This window comes from Caulobacter sp. GW456-12-1-14-TSB4 (genome assembly GCF_059424195.1).
Map to the genome: position 1 here is coordinate 169,613 of NZ_JBWKZF010000007.1, position 26,312 is coordinate 195,924.

Annotated in this window: 20 protein-coding genes; 12 read left to right on the forward strand and 8 right to left on the reverse strand. The window is 66.1% G+C overall.

Features of this window, described 5'->3' with window-relative positions:
• Position 1 precedes the first annotated feature (1 nt).
• From AC07YH_RS09130 to AC07YH_RS09155, 6 genes are all read right to left on the reverse strand, one after another.
• On the reverse strand, positions 2–1,090 hold the full coding sequence (locus tag AC07YH_RS09130) for a glycosyltransferase (RefSeq protein WP_494746691.1): 1,089 nt from the start codon (positions 1,088–1,090) through the stop codon (positions 2–4).
• 1 nt (position 1,091) lies between these two features.
• A complete protein-coding gene (locus tag AC07YH_RS09135) occupies positions 1,092–2,411 on the reverse strand; it encodes a lipopolysaccharide biosynthesis protein (protein WP_494746692.1) in 1,320 nt (439 codons plus the stop codon).
• A complete protein-coding gene (locus AC07YH_RS09140) occupies positions 2,404–3,606 on the reverse strand; it encodes a CDP-glycerol glycerophosphotransferase family protein (RefSeq protein ID WP_494746693.1) in 1,203 nt (400 codons plus the stop codon). Before AC07YH_RS09140 ends, AC07YH_RS09135 begins: the two co-directional genes overlap by 8 nt.
• A 79-nt stretch (positions 3,607–3,685) precedes the next feature.
• Positions 3,686–4,606 (reverse strand): glucosamine inositolphosphorylceramide transferase family protein, encoded by a 921-nt coding sequence (locus tag AC07YH_RS09145; protein WP_494746694.1) that lies wholly within the window; start codon positions 4,604–4,606, stop codon positions 3,686–3,688.
• Positions 4,607–4,809: 203 nt separating this feature from the next.
• Entirely contained in the window at positions 4,810–6,870 is a 2,061-nt protein-coding gene (locus tag AC07YH_RS09150; protein WP_494746695.1) for a peptidase domain-containing ABC transporter, read from the reverse strand.
• Positions 6,867–8,171: an HlyD family secretion protein gene (locus AC07YH_RS09155; protein ID WP_494746696.1), complete on the reverse strand. Its 1,305-nt coding sequence runs from the start codon at positions 8,169–8,171 to the stop codon at positions 6,867–6,869. Before AC07YH_RS09155 ends, AC07YH_RS09150 begins: the two co-directional genes overlap by 4 nt.
• Positions 8,172–8,307: 136 nt before the next feature.
• Here AC07YH_RS09155 and AC07YH_RS09160 point away from each other — a divergent pair, with 136 nt between their 5' ends.
• From AC07YH_RS09160 to AC07YH_RS09215, 12 genes are all read left to right on the forward strand, one after another.
• On the forward strand, positions 8,308–8,577 hold the full coding sequence (locus AC07YH_RS09160) for a hypothetical protein (RefSeq protein WP_494746697.1): 270 nt from the start codon (positions 8,308–8,310) through the stop codon (positions 8,575–8,577).
• A gap of 59 nt (positions 8,578–8,636) precedes the next feature.
• Positions 8,637–9,914: a radical SAM protein gene (locus AC07YH_RS09165; protein ID WP_494746698.1), complete on the forward strand. Its 1,278-nt coding sequence runs from the start codon at positions 8,637–8,639 to the stop codon at positions 9,912–9,914.
• On the forward strand, positions 9,911–10,777 hold the full coding sequence (locus AC07YH_RS09170; RefSeq protein ID WP_494746699.1) for a hypothetical protein: 867 nt from the start codon (positions 9,911–9,913) through the stop codon (positions 10,775–10,777). Before AC07YH_RS09165 ends, AC07YH_RS09170 begins: the two co-directional genes overlap by 4 nt.
• Positions 10,778–10,779: 2 nt before the next feature.
• Positions 10,780–11,523 (forward strand): Fic family protein, encoded by a 744-nt coding sequence (locus AC07YH_RS09175; protein WP_494746700.1) that lies wholly within the window; start codon positions 10,780–10,782, stop codon positions 11,521–11,523.
• 37 nt (positions 11,524–11,560) lie between these two features.
• Complete coding sequence (locus AC07YH_RS09180; RefSeq protein WP_494746701.1) at positions 11,561–11,773, forward strand: hypothetical protein; 213 nt, start codon at positions 11,561–11,563, stop codon at positions 11,771–11,773.
• A 1,270-nt stretch (positions 11,774–13,043) separates the two neighbouring features.
• Complete coding sequence (locus AC07YH_RS09185; RefSeq protein ID WP_494746702.1) at positions 13,044–16,226, forward strand: TonB-dependent receptor; 3,183 nt, start codon at positions 13,044–13,046, stop codon at positions 16,224–16,226.
• A 7-nt stretch (positions 16,227–16,233) separates the two neighbouring features.
• Entirely contained in the window at positions 16,234–18,111 is a 1,878-nt protein-coding gene (locus tag AC07YH_RS09190) for a glycoside hydrolase family 2 protein (protein WP_494746703.1), read from the forward strand.
• Positions 18,111–19,226, forward strand: a complete 1,116-nt coding sequence (locus tag AC07YH_RS09195) for an endo-1,4-beta-xylanase (RefSeq protein WP_494746704.1) — start codon at positions 18,111–18,113, stop codon at positions 19,224–19,226. The genes AC07YH_RS09190 and AC07YH_RS09195 overlap by 1 nt, the downstream gene beginning before the upstream one ends.
• Before the next feature lie 266 nt (positions 19,227–19,492).
• A complete protein-coding gene (locus AC07YH_RS09200) occupies positions 19,493–20,629 on the forward strand; it encodes a helix-turn-helix transcriptional regulator (protein ID WP_494746705.1) in 1,137 nt (378 codons plus the stop codon).
• 276 nt (positions 20,630–20,905) lie between these two features.
• The gene (locus AC07YH_RS09205; RefSeq protein WP_494746706.1) at positions 20,906–21,193 is read left to right on the forward strand and encodes a hypothetical protein; all 288 of its coding nucleotides are present in this window, start codon (positions 20,906–20,908) and stop codon (positions 21,191–21,193) included.
• A gap of 9 nt (positions 21,194–21,202) precedes the next feature.
• Positions 21,203–22,564: a radical SAM protein gene (locus tag AC07YH_RS09210; RefSeq protein WP_494746707.1), complete on the forward strand. Its 1,362-nt coding sequence runs from the start codon at positions 21,203–21,205 to the stop codon at positions 22,562–22,564.
• A gap of 12 nt (positions 22,565–22,576) precedes the next feature.
• Positions 22,577–23,860, forward strand: coding sequence for a S8 family peptidase (locus AC07YH_RS09215; protein WP_494746708.1), 1,284 nt, complete (start codon positions 22,577–22,579; stop codon positions 23,858–23,860).
• Positions 23,861–24,359: 499 nt separating this feature from the next.
• Here the strand turns inward: AC07YH_RS09215 and AC07YH_RS09220 are convergent, their stop codons facing one another.
• Entirely contained in the window at positions 24,360–25,829 is a 1,470-nt protein-coding gene (locus AC07YH_RS09220; RefSeq protein WP_494746709.1) for a serine hydrolase, read from the reverse strand.
• Positions 25,830–25,989: 160 nt separating this feature from the next.
• Positions 25,990–26,307, reverse strand: a complete 318-nt coding sequence (locus AC07YH_RS09225) for a hypothetical protein (protein WP_494746710.1) — start codon at positions 26,305–26,307, stop codon at positions 25,990–25,992.
• Positions 26,308–26,312 lie beyond the last annotated feature (5 nt).

A 26,312-nucleotide genomic window follows, 5' to 3' on the forward strand; every position in this document is an offset into this window, starting at 1 on the left:
GTCAGGCCGCCGCGCGCTTCAGGCGCTGGACGATGGCCGCGCCGCGCGCCGCGAACTGCTCGGCGCCGAAACGTTCCTGGGTGCGGGCGCGGGCGGCCTGGCCCATCTGCGCCAGGCGTCCGGGATCGGACAGCGCCTCGGCCAAGGCGGCGGCGAGCGCGGCCGGATCGCGCGGCGGGGCCAGGAACCCCGTCTCGCCGGGGGCGATGCTGTAGGGCAACTCGCCGACCGCCGAGGCCAGCACCGGCAGGCCCGCCTGCATGGCCTCGTGGGCGGCGACGCACAGGCCCTCCGAGCGCGACGGCTGCAGGTAGAGGTGCAAGGTCGCCAGGAAGCTCGGCGGGTCCTGGCAGAAGCCCGTGAAGCGGACATTGTCGAGCCCGGCCTCCACGCGCTGGGCCTCCAGCTGCTCCAGCTCGGCGCCGTCGCCGGCGATCAGCACCTCGAACGGCGCGGACGGGGCGAAGCCCTGCGCCTTGAGCAGCGCCAGGGCGTCGAGCAGGACGTCGTAGCCCTTCACCGGGTGCAGGCGACCCAGGGCGCCAAGCCGCAGGGTCTCGCCCGGACGCCAGGGCGTGGCCTGGGGCGCGTCGGCCTTCATCGCGAAGATCGGCCAGCAGACCAGCTTGTCCGGATCGGGCGCGATCCGCTCGGCGGTCAGGGCGGTGACGCTCTCGGAATCGCCGATCCACAGGTCCGAGGCCGCGCGACGCCAGCGCAGCAGGGCGCGGTTGGCGGGCTTGAGGAAGGCGGCGTGCTGCCAGCTGACCACCGGCTTGCCCAGCCAGCCGCCGACGATCTGGCCCATCAGGGTGGCGCGGGTCAGGGAGGTCCAGACGACGTCGGGCTTCCAGGCCTTCAGCTCGGCATGCAGCCAGCGCAGGGCGGTGACCTGCTGCTTCTCGCTGGCGGGGCAGACGCGCACGTCCAGGCCGGCGGCTTCCATGGCGATGGCGCCGCGACCGTCGCGGCGGCTGAGGGCGAAGACCGCCACCTCAGCGCCGTTGTCGCGCAGCACCCGGGCGATGGCGGGGACGGGCGATTGGGCGCCGCCGCCTTCGACGGAGTTGATCACATAGGCGATACGCATGTCAGGCGGCTCGGGAGAGGCTCGCGGCCGGCCGGGCCTGGGCGGCCAGGGCCGCGACCAGCAAGGCCATGGTCAGCACCGCCTGGGCGACGACGCAAGGGCCGATGGCGGCCTGTCCCGAGGCAGGCAGGGCGATAGCCAGCAGGGCGACGAGGCCGAGGCTGCCGGCCAGGTTCATGCTCGCCGACAGGCTGGGACGTCCCAGGGCCGTCAGGGCGGCGCTGAGCGGCGGAGCGCACAGCAGGATGGTCCGGGCGATCGCCAGCCACAGCATCAGGCCGCCGGCGGCCGCGAAGCCGTCGCCGCCCATCAGCTTGGCGAAGGTGTCGCCGAACAGGCCGAACAGCAGGCAGACGGGAATGGCGATGGCCATGGTCACGCCGCTGGTCCGGGCGATGGTGGAGATCACCAGCGCAGTCTGGCCCCTGGCCGCCAGCTTGGCCAGCTCGGCATAGGCCGCCTGGCCCAGGCTCTGGGCCGGCTGGGCGATGACGGTCGTGGCGCGTTGGGCGATGGCGAAGAGGCCGGCGGCGGCGGGACCGCCCAGCCAGCCGATGGCCAGCGGCGTCAAGCGCGTGGCCAGTTCGGCGAAGGTCACGTCGGCATTGGCGCCCAGCATGAAGCGGACGATGCCGGGGTTCTCGGCGCGGACGCCGCGCAGATCTGCGCTCACTGCCAGTTTCCGCAGCGAGCGCGGCATGGTGGCGAAGGCCATGGCCCACATCACGGCCCACTCCAGCACCGCCGCGGCCAGCCAGGCCCAGAGGAAGCCGACCAGGCCCCAGCCGCCGGCCCAGGCGATGACGGCGCCGATCAGGCGCACGATCGGCGGGACCAGGCTATGGGCGCCCAGTAGGCCGAAGCGGCCCGTCACCTGCAGGTAGCCGGCGGCGGTGGCCCGCACCGTGGCCAGCACGGCCAGGCTATAGGGCAAGCTCAGCGCGATGGCGCGCGGCGACCAGCCCAGCTTGGCGCCGATCCAGGGCGCCAGCAGCGCGGCGACCACGACGGCGACCACGCCGCAGGCCAGCTCCAGCGCGGCGGCGAATTTCAGAAGGCGCGCCAGGCGGCGCTCATCGCCGGCCAGCAGGGCCTGGGCGCCGTAGCGCACCACGGCGTGCCAACCGGGGAACTCGATGATCCCGCCGACGGCCAGCACATAGGTGTGGACCAGCACCAGGACGCCGTACTCGGTCGGACCCAGGACGTGCGCCGCCAGGGCGATATAGACGAGGCTGATGATCCCGGCCCCGGCCTTGCCGCTCAGGAGACGCAGCGTATTGCCGAAGATGCCGCGCAGCGCGCCGCGATCCTCAGCCATAGGCGACCCGGGCGAACTCGGCGATCGGTTGCAGCAGCGGCGCGGTGAGGCCGGCGAAGGTCGCCACGGCGCGCGCGGCGCGCTTGGCCGAGGGTTCTTCGGTCAGGTCGAAGCTGTTCTCGAACTGCTCGCGCTGCACATGGCGATAGCCGGCGGCGTGGTCGGCATGGGCCGTCTCCAGCGCGCTGCCCAGCTGGTCGACGCCATTGATCACCCGGCCCAGATTCCAGTGGCCGAAGTTCTTGTCGTCCTCCCACGCATGGCCTTGCGGATTGAGGAAGATGCACGGCCGCGAGCGCAGCAGGAACTCATAGACCTGGCTGCTGGCGTCGCCGAGATAGATGTCGGCGGCCTGGGTGTAGGCCATGGTCGTCGAGGCGCGGCTGCCCAGGTCGATGTGGATGTTCGGCGCGTTCAGGTGACGCGCCTCCATGCGGCCGGGCCGGTCGATGCGCAGCTTGTCGACGCTGATCGTGAATGGACGCTCGAACAGCATCACGTGCGGGGCGAAGATCAGCTGGTATTCCGGATGATCGACGAACCAGTCCAGCACCTGGCGGCCGGCCGTGAACCACGACGACAGATGCGGCGAGACGTGCGGGTTGTACAGCACAAGCAGTCGCCCGTCGTTCGGCAGCGGCCGCACCGGCGTGGCCGAGGCCAGGTCGAACTTCGGATAGCCGACCACCGAGATGGCTTCCGGCTTCACGCCGGTGTCGCTGACCAAGCGTTCGCGGATCTTGGGACCCGAGACCAGGACGTGGTCGAACAGGGCGCTGGCGGGATCGAAGCCGACGGCCCGGTCGCCCGCGCCGTGGCGGGTGTGGACGATCTTCAGGTGATCCAGGCCGAACTTGGTCTTCAGGATCAGCGAGGTTTTCTCGGCCACGACCAGGACATCGACCGAACGGAAGAAGTCGAGGTTGTCGCGGTAGAACAGCAGCTTCCCGGCCGGAACCAGGCGCTCCAGCATCTGGTGCGCCAGCTGGCTGGACTTGCGCGTCAGGCCCAGTTCCACGACGGGAAGGCCAGGCCGGCCTCCGCTCAATCGCGTCACTTCGGCGGTCAGCCGGGGGTTCGACGTCGCGATGACGATCTCGGCGTCGAGGTTCGCGTCCAACATCGCCAGGGCGATCGGCAGGCTGTGCGCCACCTGATGGACTTGGTCGTGATTGAAGAGGAAACAGATCCGCATAACAGTCTGACGCCGCCGATCGGGCCAGGCCGTACTGATTGTTGAAAAAGGTTCCCTGCGACGTCTCGCCGCAGTGCGCCTAGACCTGCGAAGACCTGCCCGTGCGAGCGCCCCGCATGCGGATCTTGCGGGCGATATCGATCGCCAGGCCGTGCGGCGAGGTCTTGATCCACTTGGCGTCGAACAGGGTCACCGGCCCGCAGGCGGCCAGGGTGTGGCGTCCGCCGGTGTAGCGGCCGGCGTCGGCGGGGCCCTTCAGGATCGGGCTCGCCTCGGCCTCGAAACGGTCCGGGGTCAGGACGTTCAGCGCCAGCAGGCGCAGGTCGCCGCCATAGGTGCGCGTGCAGTCCTGGACCGGCAGATGCAGGCGGCCCTCATGCACGAACGGCGTGCCGCCCGGCCGGCTGCTGGCCAGGTCGATCCGCACGGGATTGCCCGGATGCGGCGTCCAGGGGCCTTGCAGGCGGTCGGCATAGGCCAGGTGCAGCTTGCCCTGTTTGTCGGCTTGCGTGCCGTCCGGCGAATAGGCGCACCACCAGCGGCCTTCCCACTGGAAGAAGGTCGGGTCGATGGCGGGGGTGTCGAAGGCGATCGTCGTGACCGGCTCCCAGACGTCCGGGAATTGCTTGGCCCGATAGAGCGTGAACGTCCCGGACCGGAAGGCCTCCGGCGTCAGCCAGGTCTCGCCGTCGGCCTCGAACACCACGGGGTAGGAGAGGTGCCAGGACTCGCGGATCACCGTGCTGCGGCGGACCGTCCGATAGTCGGCGTCGAGCTCGAGATGGTCGATGATCCCGTGCCGCGTGCGATAGTCATAGGCCTCGGCGAACAGATGCAGCCGCCCATCGCGCCACAGGCCGAACGGATCGGCCAGGAACGTGTAGCTGGGCTCCTCCGGCAGCCAGCGGACCTTGGCCTGATGCAGGCCGCCCGCCTGGGCGATCTCCTGGATGGGGCACTCGAGGACGCCGACGCGCCAGATGTCAGATAACAGCGGCATGCCCCTGCGCTAGCCCAACGGCGAATGGAATGGCAAGCGCTCTCCGCGTCCTTGCGCCGGGTAGGCGTCTCGCCAGATAGCGATCGTAGCGCTGAATTTCTGTTTTACGCCCGTGTGCTCTGTACGCGCGGCCAAGCGCTCAGTCTCGGCGCCTCTAAGCCGGGGCTCGTTTTCAAGCGCCTGACCGCCGCGACTGTTCGGCCTTAAAGCGAGATCACCCTGTCGGCCATCTCGATGGTCTCGGAGCGGTGGGCGACCACCACGCGCGTAATGTCCATGGCCTTGAGGGTCAGGTTGATCGATTTCTCACGCTTGACGTCGAGATGGGACGTCGCTTCGTCTAGGAAGAGAATCCGCGGCTGGCGATAGAGGGCGCGGGCCAGCAGGACCCGCTGCTTCTGACCGCCTGAAAGGCTGATGCCCATGTCGCCGATCAGCGTTTCGGCCCGCATCGGCATCTGGCCGATCTCCTCGTCGATGTCCGCCGCCTTCAGGCATCGCCAGACTAGGTCCATGTCGATTACGTCGGCGAAGAACGACACGTTGTCGGCGATCGAGCCGGACAGGAGCTCGTCGTCCTGGAGAACGATTCCAATCGAACGCCGGATCGCCCGCCGCCCGTGGCTGTCGAGCGGCTTCCCATCGATCCGGACTTCGCCCTCCGTGAGGTCGTAGAGCCCGCACAGGCATTTCAGGAGGGTGGACTTGCCCGCGCCGGACGGTCCCGTGATCGCGACAAACTCCCCCGCGGCGATATCGAAGCTCAGGTTCTCGAAGATCGGCCGCCCGCTGCCCGCATAGGCGAACTTGATCGCCTCGGCGCGGATGTCGCCATCGAGATCGCGGGCGATCACGGCCGGGCGATCCGCGCCGGTCTCGGCCTTCTGGAGCGCGATATCGACGATCCTGTTGGTGTGGACGTCGAGCAGCTTCCAGCCCACGGCCTGCTCGAACAGGCTTTGGGCGCGCGCCACCAGCTGCGTGCGATAGGCGATGAAGGCGAAGAGGACGCCCGCGCTCATCTGGCTGGCGATCATCGCCTTGACCCCCAGATAGATCGTCGCGACGACCACCAGCGCATCGACCAGGCGCTGGAGGGACGCAAAGCCCTGGTTCCACAGCGTGTTCGACTGCGTCGCGCGGACCAGGCGCGCGAAACGGTTGCTCCAGTCGCTCTCCCGCTCGACCTCGGCGGCCATGGCCTTGATGGTCTGGATGGCGCGCAGGGTCTCGATGCGTTTGCCCTGTTCGGAAATGGACGCGCCGATCATCTCCGACGACTGACGCATGCTCAGCGGGATCGCTACGCTTCGGATGACGGCGTAGACGGCCAGGCCCACACACGAGACCAAGGTCAGTTGTGGCGACAGGTAGATCATGAAGCCCAGCGTGGTCAGCGCCAGCGTCCCGTCGATGACCGCGCCGACCAGTCCGTTGGAGATCGTCGAGCGGATGGGGGTCAGGCTGTCGAAGCGCGCCAGCGTGTCGGCTAGCCGTCGGCGCTGGAACCACAGCAGCGGCAGGCGCAGCATGTGGTGGAAGAGGCGCAGAGACATGTCCCAGTTCAGCTGCGAGGAGATCCGCTGCAGCGTCACGTTCCGCATCAACTCGGCGATCGTGTTGAAGATCGCGAAAGCCGAGAATCCCAGCGCCAGCGCGGTCAGCAGGTGCTCATCGCCCCGGGTCGCCGCCGCGTCGACGGCCACCTTGATGTAGAGCGGTGAGGCGATGACGTAGATCTGCAGGATAAGGGACAGGATGAACGAATGGGCCAGGCTCGACAGCAGTCGCTTGTTGAACGGGATCAGGCTCAGGGCGCTGAGCGCGGGCTGCGCGGCGCGGCGCGTGAAGCCGGGCGCCGGCGAAAGCTCCAGCGCCACGCCGGTGAAGTCGCGTGAGAACTCCGCCTGGGAGACCGTCAGCGGCCCCTTGGCGGGATCGACGATGTGATACTGACCGCCGCGAACCTCGCGCAGGACCACAAAGTGATTCATGCGCCAATGCAGGATCGCCGGCGTCGCAAGATGATGGACAGCCTCCAGCTCGCATCGCACCGGGCGTGACACCAGGTCCAGCGAAGAGGCGATCTCGATGACGTCCTTGAGCGTCAGTCCGCGGGCGCCGACGGCATGGCGCTGCCGCAACGTCGAGAGTTCGAGTTCCTGGCCAAGCAGCGAGGACGCGATCGCGACGGCGACGAGACCACACTCGGCGGCTTCGGACTGGCGGAGCTGAAGGGCGTGGGCGTTCTTCCATCCGATCACTTTGAGCCACCGATCGCCCGGAGATTGTCGTAGAGCCAGTCCATCAGCGATTGCCGTTCCAGAATGATCTCGCCCTCGACGCTCATGCCCGCCGTCAGGGGCCACTTGCGGCCATAGGCGTCGATGTCCTCGCGATCGAGCATGACGACGATGCGATACAGCGCCTCGCTCTCGGTCGACCTGTCGGCCTGTTCGGGCGACCTGGACGGCGCGAGCGCCACTTCCGCGACCCGCCCGCGAGCGACGCCAAACTTCTGATAGGGATAGGCTGCGTACTTCAGGCGGACGCTGTCATGGAGGCGCACGAACCCGATCGACCGGGACGGCAGCCAGAAGACACCCTGCAACTGCGCCTTGCCCGGGATGACGGTCGCCAGGCTCTGGCCGGCTGAAACGGTTTCGCCGGGCTTGACGCCGATCGCGGTCACCCGGCCGGCGATCGGCGCGGTGACGAGCGTGGCCGCATCGCCCCGGGCCCCGATGCGTCTCTCGTCGAGTTCCGCGCGCTTCTGCTCCATGATGGCCAGTTGCCGGAGATCTTCCTGTTCGGCGCCCAACGCCTCGGCGTGGAGCGAGGCCAGATTCAGCGGCTCCTGGGAAATCTGCTTGTCGAGCGACGCCAGGTCCTGTTCGGCGGCGAGTACGGCGTCGTTGCGTTGCCGCACCTGCAGCGGGGAGCCCACGCCCTTTTCGGCCAGGCCCTGGATCGCCTCGAGGGACTCCCGCGCCAGCCTGACGCGCTGTGCCTGCAGGTCGCGCGCCTGCTTTAGCGCGCGGACCTCGGCTTGGAGGGCGGCGCGTTTCACGGCCGTTGCGCCCGCGCGCGCGCTCATGCCGCCGTGCAAGGCCTGCACCTGCCGGTCCACGGCGGCGATCTGGTCCGAAAGGCTGGCCTGGATGGCCTCGCCCGTGCGCCAGCGCTCCTCGGTCTGTCCGTCGGTGGCGAGGGTGACGATCGGCTGCCCCTTGCGGACGCGTTCGCCGTCACGGACCAGCAGGTCCTGGACCTGTCCGGGCCGGAAAGCGACGAGTTTGCCGTCGCCCAGCGTTGGCTCCAGTGAGCCTTTGACGATCTCTGTCCGGTCGTAGCGCGTCAGGGCGGCGGCCAGGCCGGCGGCGACGAGGATCAACGCCATGAAGCCGGCCAGCAGCCAGTTGGTCACCCCCAGCGGTTCGACCGGCGAGCCAAGACGATTGACCGCCGCATCGACGGATTGGGACCGGAAGATGGATACCGAAGACGCCGCTAACGGCGTTCGATCCGCGGCCGGATCTTCTTGGAAAAGATTTCTGTCGAACACTTACGCAGGGCCTGGCGAGTCGCGCCGTTCTCGGTATTTCCATCTAAGGTTATCTTTTCAAGGATGCTACTTGAAATTTAAAGACCCGCCATTAAACCTAAAATTGCGCGATTTTCGCGACAACTCTGGAGGGTGCATGTTATCCAAATTGGACTTCCTCGGCATGGTGAAGGCCGCCGTGGAAACGAACCGCGCGGACGACGCGGTCCGCGGTGTGACGCCGCTGGACAGCTCGCTGCTGGGCAACGTTTCCGGCGGTGGCTGGGGCTGGGGGTCGGACTATGACGACTGGGACGGCTGGGTGGACATCGGCTACATCGACAACGGCCAATACCAGCACTTCGACACGGTGAATGGCGGCGGGTTCAATGAATCCGGCCTGCCGTTCCTCCCCGACAATCCCTGAAACCTGACACTTCATGCGACGAGGCTTGGCCTCGTCGCAACCTCAACTAGGGCGGGGCCATGAACGCTATCAGTCTGATTGATAAATACTATTTTGACAAAAAATCGGAAATAACGCTCGATCTCCACGACAGGAGTTCGCTCGAAGTTGTTTTCAAGATTCAAGAAACTTGCAACATAAATTGCAAATATTGCTACATGTACAATGTAGGGAACGAACTTTACAAAAAAATGCCCACTAGGGCGTCTCTCAAGACTTGTGAGAGTGTCGCTGATCTGATCATCACTGAGTTCAAGCGGCGAAATCCGTCGTACGTGCGCCTCATCCTCCATGGCGGCGAGCCGATGTTGATGCGCCCGGAGGCGTTCGACGAGCGGATGACGCTGATGGCCGATCGGCTTCGCGCCAACCTCGCGCCGGGGCAGTACGCGAAAATCCAGTACGTGATCCAGACCAACGCCACGCTGGTCAATGACGCCTGGATCGCCTTGATCGAGAAGTGGAACATAGGCCTTGGCGTGAGCATCGACGGCTATGCCGAAGCGCACGACCAGCGCCGGATCGACAAGAAGGAGCGGGGAACGCACGCGTCGGTCGTCGCGGGCATCCAGCGCCTTCAGGCGGCCGAGGCGCAAGGTCGGATCGGGCGCTTCGGCGCGCTCTGCGTGGTGAACCCGGACGCCGATGGTGAACGTGTCTACCAGCACCTGGCCCACGAGCTGGGCTTCAGCAGCTTTGATTTCCTGCTGCCCTTCATGAACTGGGACGACGCCTCCGAGGAGACCCTCGAGAAGACGCGGGCCTACATCCTCGGCGCGTTCAAGGCCTGGCGCCGGGACCTGCGCGCGCGGCGTACGGTCAGGGTCCGGTTGTTTACCCGGCTGATGGGGTCCTTGCGGACGCCGGGCGGGGCCTCTGGATCGAAGGTCGAGCTCCCCCACTACGTCGTTATCGTCGAGAGCGATGGCTCCATCCTTCCGGAAGAGAGCCTGCGCCCCGCCTATGATGGGCATTTCTCTCCGATGTCTGTTCATCGGAACACGCTGTCGGAAGTGATCGCCGACCCTCGGTTCTACACGACCCTGGCCGCCACGCTCGAGCAGTCCGAGGAGTGCTCCGAGTGCGCCCTGATCGGGCATTGCCGCAGTGGACAGGCTCTGGGGCGTATCGGCATGCGCTTTTCCTCCGAGCGGCTCTTCGAGCGCAAGTCGGTCTATTGCAGTCTCTTCCAGGACCTCTTCGTCGAGGGCGCTGCCTTACTCTACGAGGACAACAAGGCCGGGCGCACGCCCTTGCTGGGCGATGTCGAGGTCGACAACTGGACCTTCGACGCATGATGCGTCGCCGCTTCGTGATGGCTGGTTTGACCGGCTTGACCCTGGCGCCGTCGTCGGGCCTGACCCAGGTGCTCGGCGACGCCTGCCGACCTGATCCGGCCGAACTGCAGGGCGCATTCGTCGTGACCTTCGGCGACCCCGATCCGGGGCTTTGGTTCGTCGCCACCCGTCACAGCATCAGTGTCGGTAGCCAGACCTTCCGGACAGTCGCCGCGGCGATCGCGCAGGCCGGGCCGAAGGCCGTCATCGTGGAAGGGCTGGCGACCGCGGCCGGGGACAGTCCCGACGTCGAGACGCTACGGGGGCTCGACGACGCCACGTTCAAGGGCGGGGAGGCGCGATACGCGGCCATGATCGCGGCCAAGCGGGGCGTCCCGTTCGTGGGCGGTGAGGCTTCAGCCGTCGACGTCAACACCGCCTTGCTCGCGTCGTACCCCGTCAAGGACGTCATACGCGCCTACCTCACCCGGGACATCCTCGGCTACGCCCGCTTGAAGCCGTTCCCGGGTGAGCCCGAATTTCGCGCGTTCGCGCATGAGGCCGCCGATCGCCTGGCCGTCACCGACGGCCGGCTTTGGGACCCGGCCCTGGCGGACGGAACCTGGTACCTGGAAGCTCACGGCCTGCCAGACCGTTCCATGGCCGCCAACGCCGGCACGCCTTGCGGCGGCGACGACGTCGGCCGCATCCTCGGCCAGGTCACCGAAATCCGGAATCGACGCCTCTACGCGCTGATCGCCTCGCGGGTCAAAACGGCCCGGCCCGTGGTCGTCGTCTATGGCAGCGGGCATCTCCGGGCCCTTCGGGCGCCCCTGGAGCAGTTGCTGGGACCCGCGCGCGTACGACCCATGCAGGACGTCTGACGGTGTCGCAACCTCTGCAACTCAGCGTGCCGGAAGCCGTGACCTTCGAGCGCACACCCGTCGTGAAGGCCGCCGAGGACGCCTTGGCCGAGCTCGCGCGGGTCTATCCCGCCGAGCCGCAACATGTTCTGGGCCTCGAGGCCTGGATCGTCTTCGAGCTCCTGCCGGTCGCCAGCGATTGGCGCTTGCAGCACCTGCTGCGCCAAAACTTCGTGCGACCAGCGCCGGAACCCGTCTTGCACAGCTACTGGAGTTTGCTCGGGCAAGGCCTTGATCGGAGTACTGCGCCCGAGCTCGTGACCTGCTTGCTCGGCGCGCCGGCGCGAGTGCGAAGCGGGCCGATCTTTAGTGGGGCGGCAGAGGATGGCCGTAGCGTCGTCTATCCACCCGCGCGCGCCCCGCACTTGCCGCTCGTGGCGACGATCGAGGCGAGGGGGCACCAGTCGCCGTTCACGGAGGCCTGCCTGAGAATGGCGGAAATATTCATCGGCCACCCGTTCCAGGACGGAAACGGGCGTTTCGCCCGCGCCGCCTTCTATGGCCCTCTCATCGCCGGCTACGGTTTCCGGGCGCCGTGCGTGCCAATCGCGCCTTTGGCGAAGGTGGTCGCGCCGGCCTGGGTGCAGGCCCTTCGACACTTGGGCTCGAAGGGTGAGATCGGCGCGTTCACGGACCTCCTCGCCGAGACGGTCTCGCGCACCTGCGAACTAACGTTGCTAAGAGCGCGTCGGCTTAAAGAAGCATGACGGCGACATCCTTCGGCCACCAGCAATAGGCGCACAGATGATATCCAAACTGGACTTCCTCCGCTTGGTGAAAACTGCAGTGGAGACCAATTGTAAAGATGACGTCGCGCAGGCCGTGACGCCGCTAGACAGCGGACTTCTGACCAATGTCGCAGGCGGGTACGGCACGGACGGCTTCGATTCATATTTCGACGTCTACTATCCTGACAGCAGCTTCAACGAATCCGGGCTGCCCATCGATGGCGGCTAACGTCCCGAGGGATGCTTCTCGCGCCGCGCGCCTGCGGGCGCCTTGCCAAAATCGATGAGCTCTCCGAAGGCCTGGATGCCTTCCACTTTGCGGGATGCGGGCTTGAGACCGAGGTCCAGCTCCCGCTCCACGCGGCGGGCCCAGGCCTCCGCGTCCTTGCGCAGGGTGAAGGTCTCGCCCAGATAGCGACCCTTGCGACGGACTTGGACGCGCCAGCGTCCGAATTTCTGTTTTACGATGGTGGCCAGTTTCGTGTGCTCTATACGTGCGGCCAGCGATCAATTTGCGGGAATGAGCGCGAAGTTTGGTCCAAAAGTCGATATGTGCTCGGATGGCGTAAATTATTGATAATGCTATAAGAAATGCAGAAATTCCAACCGCATAGATTTTCCGTCGCCCCGATGATGGACTGGTAAAATTTTATATAAAAATCAATAACTTATATCTGAAATTGTACACGGATTGTACACGCGCATTTGCGCTTTTCTTCGCCGCCTTTCGCTCGAATTCGTCCGCATACGCGCTCCTGCACCCGATCTGACGCCCTAGCGTCCGCAAACCTTCGCCAGCGCTTCAGGCTTCCCTCGGCATCTTTTGAAAGCACGCAAAGCTACGCCTCACCGGACAGGCCGTTCCTGACTCAATGCCGACCTTGAAAAGGTCTGCTTCCTGCACGCCCCTGCAGCGGCAGCGAAACAGCCGCAGGGAACAACAGATTCAGCCGGATGTCTGAGCAAACCTCTTATCGCCTAGGGATCGGGGTTCCCGCCACAGGGCGAGTAGGTTTGGCGCCCGACCACGACGCGTGATCCGGACGATTGTGCGGTCAGCGATCCGCGAAGGCTCGCAAGAGATTGTTGGCGCGATATGGCGGGCCCTAGCCCCGTGCGGGGCGCCTTTTGCCTTCCAAACTCTGTCCGCTCCCGCCTTGCAATCTCCACGCGAAATTGGTCGCCCAATTTCCAGAGTTGATAAAAGTGGTCAGGACAAAATCATCATCTGAGGCATTGATTTAGCGAGGGATTTCAAATTGGCCAGAGGACTTGGCGAATTTAGCTTTGACAGCGCTGCCAAGATGGCGGATTAAATCTGAAGCGACTGGAGGCGGCAAGGCGTTGGAAATCCAGCGTTACCGCTAACTTTTTCTGCGGGTGTCGCGACGCGGACCGCGTCTATCCGAGCCCGCGCCGCGCTGAACTTTGGCCAACCAATTGGCCAGGGGACTTAACAAAGATGGCGGGTTCGCCGCCTGTTTCGGAGGGGAGACGAGATGATTTTATCGCCAGAGAACCGCCACCCAGCGACCCGCCGGCGCCTTCACCTGGGCGCCTCGATGGTCGCGCTGGCCACGCTGGTGGTCGGGGGCCAAGCGCTGGCCCAGACGGCCGCACCGGCGCAGACAGAAGGTCAGGGCAGCGAGACGGTCAGCGAGGTCGTCGTCACCGGCCTGCGCGCCAGCATCCAAAGCGCCCGCGATATCAAGCGCGACGCCGACGTCGTCGTCGACAGCGTCTCGGCCCAGGACATCGGCGCGCTGCCGGACCGTTCGGTGACCGAAGCCATCCAGCGCATCCCGGGCGTCTCGATCACCCGCTTCACGGCTGGCAACAATCCGGACCGCTTCTCTGTGGAGGGTAGTGGCGTCGTGGTGCGCGGCCTGACCTACACCCGCAGCCAGCTCAATGGCCGCGACACCTTCACCGCCAACAACGGCCGGGGCCTCAGCTTCGCCGACGTGCCGGCCGAGCTGCTGTCGGGCGTGGACGTGTACAAGAGCCCTAGCGCCGACATGATCGAGGGCGGCATCTCCGGCACGGTCAACCTGCGCAGCCGCCTGCCGTTCGACGCCAAGAGCCGCCTGCTGGCCGCGACCGTCGAGCTGAACAACAGCGACTTCGCCAACCGCAACTCGCCCAACGTCTCTGTGCTGGCCAGCGACCGTTGGAACACCGGCATCGGCCAGATCGGCGCCATGGTCAGCCTGGTGCGCTCGGCGCTGCACTCGCGCGCCGACGGCATCCAGATCGCCAATTTCGGCCTGCGCGGCCTGGACTCGGCCGGCAACCTGGTGGCCCCGACCACGACGGGGGCGCGTCAAGTCTATGTGCCGCGCGGCGGCGGCCAGCGAACCCAGGAATATGACCGCCTGCGCTACGGCTATGCGGGCGCGCTGCAGTGGAAGAGCCTGGACGGCCGGGCCACGGGCACGGTGCAGTTCCTGCGCTCGGACGCCCGTGAGAAGTCCGACGAGCACACCGCTGAGATCGCCACCGACAATGTCACCTCGGCCGGCGACGCCCGGGCGCTGGCCGGTACGAGCCTGACCTTCGACGACGACGGCGTCTTCACCAGCGGCATTCTGACCGCGCCGGTCGGCTATCGCGACGACCAGTACAATGCCCGCGCCCGCGTGCCGCTGACCGGCATGAAGGCCAACAACACCGTCCGCTATGTCGACCGTCACCTGGTGACCGACGATTTTGGCGCCAACCTGAAGTTCGAGGTCAATGACCGCCTGGCCCTGACGGCCGACTACCAGCACGTCCGCTCGACCGTCGACGTCTACGACATGAGCGTGCGGGCCGTGACCTATCAGAACACCCAACTGGCGTTGAACGGCGACGACCTGCCGACGGTGAAGTTCCTGCCGATCATCCCCTGCACAACGTCCGCAGCCTGCCCGGGGATCACCTTCCGGCCGACCTACTTCACCTCCCCCAATGACGGATTTCTGAGCCCGGCCAATAGCTTCTACGGCGCGGCGATGGACCATGTCGAAAACAGTACGGGCAACGAAGACGCCGCCCGCATCGACCTGCGCTATTCGGCGCCGGAGGGCTGGTTGAAGTCAATCGACGTCGGCTATCGCTGGGCCAACCGCAAGAACACGGCCCGCTTCTCGACCTATAACTACGGTGTCCTCAGCGACATCTACGCCGGCGCCGGGCCGGTCTGGTTCGACGAACTGATCAACGGCCGTCCCGACAATGTCGGCACGGATCCGACCCGCCTGCTCGGGAGCCTGGGGCCACAGGAGGGCTTTGCGTTCGACAACTTCCTGCGTGGCAAGACCGACAGCCCCGCTGGTCCTGGCCGCCTCTACTTCCCGGCCGACCCACTGCGCGACTACGCCGCCGTCAGCAACATGCTGCTGCAGATCGGCGACGAGTGGCGGCCGCGCCTGCTGAACGGCTGCCCGCAGAACTGGGTCCCGCTGTCGCAGCGCTGCGGTGTGATCGCCGGGACGGACTATCTCCCCAGCGAGATCAATCCGGTCGAGGAAACGGTCAACGCCGCTTATGTCGTGGCCCGTTTCAACGGGACTCTGAGCAACGGCTGGGCGCTGAGCGGCAACGCCGGCCTGCGCTACACCAAGACCCAGCGCGAGGCCTCGGGCTATTATGCCTTCCCGTCGCGGGTCTATACCTGCACCCAGCCGACCTCGGCCTTCTGCGCCTTCGTGCCGCAAGCCAATCAGTTCGCCAACGGCGCCATGACGCCGATCACCGCCAAGCTGGACTACGACTACTGGCTGCCGTCGTTCAACGCCAAGCTCAACGTCGGCGGCGGGCTGCTCTTCCGAGCGGCGATCAACAAGTCGATCTCGCTGCCGGAGTTTGGCCTGACGCGCGCCTACTACAACGTGGTGCTGAACACGACCGACCAGTCGATCATCACCAACGGCCGTCCGGTGGCGGTGTTCAACGTCGGCAACCCGTACCTGAAGCCGGTGACGGCCAACAATGTCGACCTGACCGCCGAATACTACTTCTCCAAGGTGGGGCAGGTTTCGGTGGCCCTGTTCGGCAAGGACCTGAAGGGGGTCGTCACCAACGGCACCGAGCGCCTGACCTTCGCCAACAACGGCGTCAGCTTCGACGGCCTGGTCACCACGCCGCTGAACTCCAAGGACACCGGCAAGGTGCGCGGCGTCGAGGTCGGCTATTCCCAGGCCTACGACTTCCTTCCGGGCGCGCTGTCGGGCCTGGGCCTGACGGCGAACTACACCTATGTCCACGCCTCGGGGGTCCGCCAAAGCACGCTCAGCAGCACCGATCCGGACGTCGCGGCCGGCACGGTGGCGACGGTCGACACCAGCCGCTTGCCGCTGCAGGGCCTGTCCAAGCACACCGTCAACATCCAGCCGTTCTACCAGCGCGGACGACTGGAACTGCGCGCCGCCTACTCCTGGCGCTCGAAGTTCCTGCTGACCACGCGCGACGTGATCGTGCCGTTCGCACCGATCTTCTCGGAGGCGACCGGCCAGCTGGACGCCTCGGCGTTCGTGACCGTGTCGCCGAATGTCCGCATCGGCCTGCAGGGCTACAACCTGACGGCCGCCACGGCGCGCACCTCGCAGGTGATCAACAACGACCTGGTGACCGCGCCGCGCTCCTGGTTCGTGGCCGATCGCCGCGTGACGCTGTCGCTGCGCGCCAAGTTCGGCGGCTGATGCACCGATGGGCCTGACCAAGTTCCCCCTAGTCGCGGCGGCCCTCGTGGCCGTCGCGATCTTTTCCCAACCGGCCGTCGCCCAGATCGCTACTGGGCAAGCGCCTTCCTTGGTGGCGGCGGACCTGCGTCCGGGGCTCAGTCTTTCGGGTCTGTGGCGCTATTCGATCGATCCCTATCGGTCGGGCGTCACCGATTTCCACGGCCAGCCGGCCAACGCCAGCGAGCGGCGCTACGCCGAGACCGATGTCGACGCGGCGATGCGCGACGGCGAGGGGCCGTTCGAATACAACATGCAGGCGGCGCCGCAGGCGACCCTGCCGGGCTCGTGGCTGACCCACTCGGCCGAGATGCGCCACTACCAGGGGCTCGTCTGGTACCAGCGCCATTTCACGGCCGAGATCTCGTCTGGCCAGCGCCAGTTCCTGCGGTTCGGCGCGGCCAACTACAAGGCCCGCGTCTACCTCAACGGCGAATTCGTCGGCGAACACGAGGGCGGCTTCACGCCCTTCGCGTTCGAGGTGACCCAGCGCCTGCGGGCGGGAGACAACCAGGTGACCGTGGCGGTGGACTCCGTCGCCGGCCCGTCCAGCGTGCCGCCGCCGGTCACCGACTGGGAGAGCTATGGCGGGATCACCCGCGACATCCGCCTGGTGGCCACGCCGCAGACCTTCGTGGACGACGCCTGGGTTCGCCTGACGCCGGACAACAAGATCGCCGTCGATGTCCGCCTGGACGGCCCGCAGGCGGCGGGGAGGGCGGTGACCTTGCGCGCGCCAGCCCTGGGTCTCGTCCTGTCGGGCGTGGCCGACGCCAATGGCCGCTGGCAGGTCAGCGTCGCCGCGCCCAAGACCCTGGTGCGCTGGTCGCCGGATCGGCCGCAACTGTATGACGTGACCATCAACGCGGGCGAGGATCATTGGCGTGACCGCGTGGGCTTCCGCACGATCCAGACCAAGGGCAGCCAGATCCTGCTGAACGGCAAGCCGCTGTTCCTGCGCGGGATCAGCCTGCACGAGGAGGAGTTCGGCATCGCGCCGTCGCGGGCCATCACCCCCGCCGCCGCCCGCGCCCTCCTGACCGAGGCCAAGTCGGGCCTGCGCGCCAACTTCGTCCGCCTGGCGCACTATCCGCACGGTGAGGTGACGACCCGCATGGCCGACGAACTGGGCCTGCTGATCTGGAGCGAGATCCCGGTCTACTGGCTGATCGACTGGTCCAACCCCGACACCCTGAAGGCGGCGCGTCGGATGCTGGCTGAGAACATCGTCCGCGACCGCAACCGGGCCTCGATCGCGATATGGAGCATCGCCAACGAGACGCCCAATTCGCCCGCCCGCAACAGCTTCCTGCAGACCTTGGCCGGCGATGTCCGTGCGCTGGACGACACCCGGCTGGTGGGCGCTGCGCTGCTGACCGAGCGCACCGAGGAGAACGGTGTGCCGGTCATGACCATGAACGACCCGCTGGCGGCCTCGCTGGATGTCATGGGCATCAACACCTACAACGGCTGGTACACCAACGACCGGCTGGACCTGGTGCCGTCGATCCAGTGGCGCGTGCCAGCCGACAGACCGCTGCTGTTCTCCGAGTTCGGGGCCGACGCCAAGGCCGGCTTCCACGACCTGCGGGCCAGGCCCCAGAAGTTCTCCGAGGAATTCCAGCGCGACTACTACAAGGCCACCCTGGCGATGGCCGCCCGCATCCCGACGCTGCGCGGTATCTCGCCCTGGATCCTCAAGGACTTCCGCTCGCCGCGCCGGCAAAATCCGTATCAGCAGGGCTGGAACCGCAAGGGCCTGGTCTCGGAGACCGGTCAGCGAAAGCTGGCGTTCGACGTCCTGGCCGACTTCTATGCCGGCAAGGCCAAGGCAGGAGCCCAGTGATGCGCCTCGATCGACGAGAAATGCTGCTCGGCGCGGCCGCGGCCCTGGCGCCGCTGGCGTCCGCCAACGCCGCCGAGGATACGCTGGCCGCCGCCGCGGCGCGCCGAGGGATCACCTTCGGCACGGCCGTCGGCTCGCGCGGCTTCGCCAATGCCGACTACCGCGCCCTGGTCGAGCGCGAGTGCGCGGCGATCACGCCCGAGAACGCCATGAAATGGGTTCCGCTGGCGCCGGCGGCGGACCGCTTCAACTTCGAGGAGGCCGACCGCTACGCCGCCTGGGCGGGCAAGGCCGGCAAGGCGCTGCGCGGGCACACCCTGCTCTGGCCGCGCCAGGAGCGGCTGCCCGAATGGGTGAAGACCTACGACTTCGGGTCCAAGCCCGTCGAGGCCTGCGACGTCGTCGTGGGTCGCCATGTCGCGACGGTCGCCAAGCGCTACGCCAAGCGGGTCAGCAGCTTTGACGTCGTCAACGAGGCCGTGGATCCCAAAACCGGCGGCATGCGCGATAGCGCCTTGGCGCAGGCCTCGGGCGGGTTGGGCCGGCTGATCGCCCTGTCGTTCCAGCTGGCCCGCGAGGCCGCGCCGCACGCCCAGCTCGTCTACAACGACTACATGGACTGGGGCGACTGGTCTGCGACGCACCGCACGGGCGTGCTGCGCCTGCTGGAGTCCCTGAAGAAGGGCGACATCCCGGTCGACGCCCTGGGCATCCAGGGGCACATCAATGTGTCCGCGGGCCAGGGCGTGGTGCAAAGGCGCGAGCGCGACTGGCGCGTCTTCCTCGATGAGGTGACGGGCATGGGCTACAAGTTGCTGGTCACCGAATTCGACGTCGACGACCGCGAGATCACCGGCAGCATCGCCGAGCGCGACCAGCGCATCGCCGACTATGGCAAGGCCTGGTCGGACATCGTCCTGTCCTATCCGCAGACCACGACCTTCGTGACCTGGGGGCTTTCGGACCGCTTCAGCTGGCTCGACAGCTTCATGCCGCGTCCTGACGGCGCGCATAAGCGCGGCGACCTTTACGACGACGACTTCCAGCCAAAGCTGTTGCGCACTGCGCTCGCGCAGGTCTTCGCCGCCGCGCCAGCGCGGCATCCTGGCGCTTGACCTCGATCCCTCCGCGTCCGGACCAGAGATGACCGAGTTATCACGCGAGCCGCTCGGCTGAGCTCCATGAGCGTCAGATCAACGGCAAGTTCTCGGAGCTGCGCCAATGGCAGAAACTGGCGCGACGCAGGCGTTGGGCCTCCGCGGACGACACCTCCAGAAATAGGGCCAAGCGTCCGATATCGCCGTTAGAGGCGGACGCTGGAGGATAACTGCCAATGGTTGTATCGTCGCGGTTGCAGGATCGATGAACGACGGGCAGGGGCATGGACCACCAGACCTTCTCGCACTTGGTCTGCGCCATCTACGATGGCGCCATAGACCCGTCCCTGTGGCCGCAAACCCTGAGCCGGATTTGCGAAGCGCTCGGCTTTCGCAAGGGGACGATCGATCTCAATCGCGTCCCGGGGATGACGAACCTGTTTAACTTTCACCATGGCATCGACGACCGACAGGCCGCTACGATGGTGAGCCACTACCGTGGCATGCCCGAGGTATGGGGCGGGTTGGCCGCCGCGATGACGCGCCCCATCGACCGACCGTGGATCGTTAGCCGCATCATGACGCAGGAGGCGTTGCGACAGACCGACTATTACCGCAACTGGGTGGGCCCTATGGAACTGGTCGACGGCGCGGCTATCGTGCTCGCACGCGATCAAGGCTTGTTTGGCAGCATCCGGCTGGCGACTGACAACAGGCTCGGCATTATCGATGACGGCCTGATCGATTCACTTGCGCTGCTGCTGCCCCATTGCCAACGCGCCGCTCAAATCAGCGGACTCCTCGACGCCTCGCGGTCCGCCGCGCGGAACTTCCAGACCGTGATCGACTCGATGTCCGTACCGGTCATCCTGGTGTCGGCCGAGTGCGCGATCGTTCACGCCAATCCCCGAGCCAGGTCGCTATTGGCGCAGGGTACGATCCTGGCGTCCCATCACGGCTGCCTAGCCTCGCCCTTGTCGGGTCTGCAACAGGCCGTCGGTAACACCGTCCGTCGATTGGCCGCGGACGAAACCGACATTCCTGGCAACGGCGTTGGCCTGTCGATCAGAGCGCCAGATCACGCCGCCCGCACCCTGCACCTCCTACCGCTTGGCCAAGGCGAGATGCGTGCCCGGCTGGCAACGGACGCGGTGGCGGCCATCTTCATTTCAAACGCGCCGGCCAACCAGGATTTCGCCGGCAAAGCTTTGCAATCGACGTTCGAGCTGACGCAGGCCGAGCTTGGCGTGCTCGAACGCGTTCTGGCTGGAATGAGCACTCAAAAAATCGCGGCCGAGCTCAGCATCGCGTCAAGCACCGTGCGCACCCACGTGCTGCACCTCTTCCAAAAGACTTCCACCCATACCCGCGCCGATCTCGTTCGGTTGGCGCACGCCCTGGCTCAGCCGGTCGCGCAATAGGCCCCGCAGCGGCGCCGTCCACCGTGGATAGCGTGCTTTAGAGCGCTCGCGTCGGCGGACCCGCGCAACGCCCCGTCCGATTGGAACACCCTCGTGGCCGCCGCAACTAGCGCACCCTCGCTCTCGTCGAGCGCAAGCCATGAGTCTGATCGATCGCCAGGCGGCGCGCGAGCGGAAAGAAAACGCCACTTTGGATGGGCGCCTCCACCGTTTGGTGGATGCGCGGGCTCAACGTCTGGTCTCACCTGCCAGCGCCCGTTCTGACGGCCTCTCCCATTGACCACCATCCAGGACATGAAGATGACGGACCAGCCCGCGCCTATCGCCGCCACGCCCAGCCTGGGCGCCGCGAAAATTGTCAAACTCGGACCTGAAACCTTGCTGGTCGTTGAGATCAGCAATGGCGGCAGCGTGCCGGAAGGCGACGTGAACGTGTCTCAGATCAAGGCCATCCCAGCTGAATCCGATATAGGCGGCGCCGGTATCTGCGAGGCGCGCGTAAGCTGCAGCGGCAACTGCGTCGTCCGCTGGGGTCCTAGCCTGGCCGAAGAAGCAGAAGCCTAGGAGGGCGTCATGCAGCTTGCGCCGTCACGCTACAATCACGTCGTGCCTCGCGGCGATCGTTGGGTAGGCTACAACGCCCGGACGGGCGTCTTTGCGGCCCTGTCAGCGGAGGCTGCGCGTCTCCTCCAGACGCACGACGGCGTCCCGCTCACCCCTCTCGCACAAGACCTCATGGACATGGGGTTCTTGCACGACGGCCACGAGATCGACCAAGTAGTGTCGACCTACACCGGCGGCCGCGTCACGACCGGGGATCTCGGCGTCACCATCGCCCCGTCGCTCGATTGCAACAAAGCCTGCCCTTACTGCTTCCAGAACGCCTACCGCTCCAGCCGGATGATGTCGCCCGAAACCCAGGACGCGACGGTCGACTATATCCGCGCGCGGGTTCTGGCCGGTTGGACGCGTGTGTCGTTGACCTGGTATGGCGGCGAGCCACTGCTAGCCGCCGACATCGTCGTTGATCTGACCCAGCGGCTGCGCGCGGCGGTCTCCGAGGCCGGCGGAACCCTGAATGATCTGGCGATCGTCACGAATGGTGTGCTGCTCGACGCGGCCATGGTCGACCGTCTGCTGGGCGTGGGCGTCACCGCCGCGCAGATCTCTTTCGACAATCTGGTCGAGACCAGCCGCGAAACACGAGGGCTGATCGACGAGGAAGGACATCCTTCAGCGATCCTGAGAAACGCCACCGCAGCGGCGAGCCGGATGCACCTGTCGATCAGGATCAATGTTAGCCGCGCCAATCGGCCAGACCTTACCCGAATGCTCGAGATCCTCGGCGAGCACGGCCTTGATCGCATCGTCAATCTCGCACGAACGGACGACCTGGATGGCGAGGCGGGTTTCGTGACCCAGCCTTCCGGCCAGCGGGTCAAACCGCTGCCCGAGGACGGGGGGCGAGCGGAGCGCATCCGCCCAGACCCCGATACGCTGGGGCGGGCGAGCTTCGCCAAGGTCGAGAGCGAATATTTCGACATCATGCCCGGCGCGCTTCAGGGGCTTGTCCGCAAGCTCACGCCCAGGACGCACTTCTGCGGCGCCACCCAAGGCTCGATGTTCGCGATCGATCCGGCGGGCGATATCAGCCGGTGCTGGGAAAGTGTCGGCGTGCCGTCCGAAGCCATGGGCAATGTGTGCCAGCGAGAGTCGGACATGTCCGAGACCGAGGTCGCCGGCAAGTGGGCGAGGATGTCGCCGTTTCTCTATCCGTCGTGCGCGGGATGCAGGGTGCTGCCGCTTTGCATGGGCGGCTGCTCTCACCCGCGTGTGTTCATGGACGAGACCAAGTCGCCTTGCGAAGCGATCAAGTTCCAGATCGACGAGGCGGTCTCACGGGTGGCTAGGATCATCCAGCTACCGGCCGAGTAGAGGTCGCCACGCATGGTGAGGAAGCCGACCTTTGGGCCTTTCGTCATCCACGACGGTGACGAGCTGGTCATCGCCCTGGACCCCTCGGTCATTCCGCCGCTTGATGGCGGCGCGCGCCTGATCGCCCCCAACACCTTGATAGCGCATGGCGTCGCCGCCCCAGCGGGCGATGGACTGGTCGGTGACGCCTTCACGAACGCAATCATCGAATTTCCGCTCGATCCGAGCGGCATCGGTGGGGCCTCTGAGACCGAGAACGACGATAACTGGGGCGTCGGTGACGAAGGCGTGCAGGCGTCACTGTTCTGGGACAAGGGAGTCAACGGCGCGGGCGTGAGGATCGGGATCGCCGATAGCGGTCTGGACAGCACCCATCCAGCCTTCAGGACCCTCGTCGCGGAAGAACGACTGGTCGGCTACGCTCAGTTCGACAAGCTGGGCAACAAGGAGCTGCAACGCGACGAGCGCGGGGTGGTGGTTCCAGACGACAAGGCCATCCCGTCGTTCTCGCACTGGCATGGCACGCACTGTGCGGCGATCTTGGTCGGTGAGCCGACGGAGGGCAAGGCGAGGGGCGTTGCTCCTGGCTCGGAGCTTGTGGTCACTCGGGTGCTGGGCGCATCGAACGAGGGCTCGGTCGCGGGGATCCTTGCGGGACTGAGCTGGCTGTCGACACAGGATTGCGACGTGGTTTCCCTGTCGCTCGGTTGGCCAGGCCTGCATGAGGAATGGGTCGCGCCGATCAAAACACTCCTGCAGAAAGGCGTGGTCGTCGTCGCGGCCGTCGGCAACGAAATGCTCGCGCCTGGCGTAGGCAAGACGCGGTCTCCGGCCAACTATCTGCTCGACCCCGGCTCGCCCGTCGCAGGATTGCTGCTGGCCGTGGGCGCTCACGACGTCAGCGGCCAGGTATGGGACGAAAGCGGCGGCGAATTGGTGGACTGGAGCCAGGTCACCGTACCCCAGACCGATAGTTCCGTGCGCCCATCCAGTTTCGCGACGATCACGCCTCGACCCCTGCCCACGCTCGTAGCGCCCGGTGTGGATATCATTTCCGCAACCCCCGGAAACAGCTACCGATCCTCACCGGGCAGCTCCATGGCAACACCGCATATCGCCGGGTTGCTCGCCCTGGTCCTGTCGGCGTTGCGGCGTAAGGATCCTGCGGCCAGACCAAGAACGGCGGCGGATCTGCTTTTGAAGGCGCTAAAGGATCTCCCGCCGGACGGCCCAGACATCCGAAGCGGCCTTGGTCGGGCGAATGTCCCCAAGCTTTGCACGGCGGTCTTTGGCTAGCGTCGCGGACGGCAACCCTAGGCCTGGAGAAGGGCGAGATCGCGCCGTGAATGGACGCCGGGACGCTGGCCCGCTGTATGTCGCTATGCAGCAAGGCATGTCTATCCCGGCCCGGGACGGCGCGGACTGACCGACGCTCAAGGAGATGGCGTGGTCCGCGCTTGCGTCGCGGGGACTGCTAACGACCTCGCAGCGCCAGCCTCGGACAACGGCGCAATGGTAGGGGGCCGGACGCCCAGGATTTCAGGCTAGGCTCCGGGCATCATGGCCGAGGGAGAGCCGCTGGCGTGTCGACCCGATATATCTCGCGCACCTCTCCGATGGCTATAGGTTTGTAGAGCTTCGGCCTTGAGGACGAGCTCCGCGGCATGGGTTACCCGCCCCCGCGTCGTTCGGGCGACGCTGTCGCCCAGCACCGGGTTTTACTTGGCCTTGAGTTCGGCCTGGAAAGTCGCGGGCGTTGGCCTGCTCGTCTTGCTCTCCATCGGCCGTCGCCTCCCTAGACCGCCTTCAGCTTGCGAAGATGGTCGGTCGCGTTGCTGTTCTTCGGATTGAGCCGCAGCGAGCGATTGTAGTTCTCGATCGCGCCCGGGCGATCGCCAGTGTCCTCGAGAACCTCGGCTAGGCTGTCATAGACGTTCCAGCTGTCGGCGAAGAGCGCCGCGTTCAGCCTCAGGATCGCCAGCGCCTGGCCGGGCTGCTTCTGCTCCAGGAGCTTGTAGCCCCAGACGTTCAGTTCCTCTTCCTTGAGCTGGAACAACGGGTTTCGCGCCTTCAGATCGGCCACGACCTGCGGCGCCTTGTCGAACCCCTGTCGCAACAGTTCGCCGCGCAGGAGCTTGAGCGTCGGCGACAGGCCGAACCCGTTGGATTCGTGCATGTCGGGAATGTAGTAGGCGGCGACTTCGTCGACGAAGTTTTCGGGATTGGCGCCCTGCAGGTTGGTCAGGACGATGACCGACAGATCGTCCTTCGGATAGACGAAGAAGGTCGACCTCATGCCGCCGATCGGCCCCGCCGCCGGGTGTTCCGCGCGGGTCGTCACGGGCCAGCCCAGGCCTGATCCGTTGAGCAAGGGGCTCATGCCGCCGGTCGTGCCGTCGTTCAGGACGACCGAGGTCCACAACGTCTCCAGGCTGGCCTTGTCCTTGAGCAGCTTGCCCGACTGCAGCGCGATCAGCCAGTTGGCCAGATCGGTGGAGGTCGACAAGATCCCCGCCGCCGTCCTGAAATAGGGGGAGAAGGAGACGTGGATCGCCGAGAGGCGCTCGCCCTGGGTCCACACGCCGTCGACGTTCTTGAGGTAGGAATAGCCGCCGGCCGAGTGCGCGATGACGTCCGAGGAATCGCCGAATCGCGTGTGGGTCATGCCGGCCGGCTTGAACTGCCGCTCCTCGATGAACTGGGCGAAAGGCTGGCCGCTGAGCTTGTCGATGATCTTGCCCAGGATAACGTAGCCGGTCTGGTTGTAGTGAAAGCGCTCGCCCGCCTGGAATTCCAGCGGGAGCGTCTTGACCGTGGCCCAGGCCGAAGCCTCGCTGCCGTCGCCGATCAGGTCTTCATGGCTGTCGATGATATTGGGCAGGCCGGAAACGTGGGCGAGGACCTGCTTGATGGTGACCGAGCGCCAGGCCGGCGGCAGGTCGTCGAGATAGGTCGAGATCGGATCATCGACCCGAAGCTTGCCCGCCTCGGCCAGCTGCATGATCGCCACGCCCGTGAACGCCTTGGTGCAGGAGTTGATCGAGAAGACGCTTTCGGTGGACGCGGGCACGCCGTTCTCGACGTTGGCGACGCCATAGGCTGCGTTCTTGACGATCTTGCCGTGGCGGATGATGGCGACCTGCAAGGCCGGAATCTGCTCCTGACGCATCTTCGCCTTCAGGAAGGCCGTGACGCCATCCGCATCGGACTGAGCATGCGCCGGAAGCGCCAGGAACAGGCTGGCCAGCAGCAACAAGCGCTTCATCACGGAAATCCAACTGAAGATGGACGCGCGTTGTCAGCCTTATACCGGGCCAGCGCAATGGCCGGCGTGGACGATCTTACAGATCTCGGTTTTCAGCTGGTGACGGAATGTCCTGATATCGGCGCGGTGCGAAGGTCCGGAAATGGCGCACGTTGCCCAGTTATGTCTGGGTTGCTGAAGGCAAAAGTCGGTGATGAACGGTCGACACCGTCCACGACACGGTGGACTGGTCGATGGCGGCATGGACCGGAGAGGCCGCCAACTCGTCCATCAGCCGGGCCGCGGCGGTCTCTCCATCCCGGACGCTGGCCCAGATCAACAGATCGACCACCACGCCGTCGCCACGCTGGGCGATGCGCCGGGAAATGAAGCCCGGCTGCTTGAGCAGCCAGGTGTCCACGTCGGCATTGGCGGCGACGAAGTCGTCGATGGTCAGGCCGGGCGTGAGTTTGAAGGTCGTGACCTCGATGGCGTCCATGGGCG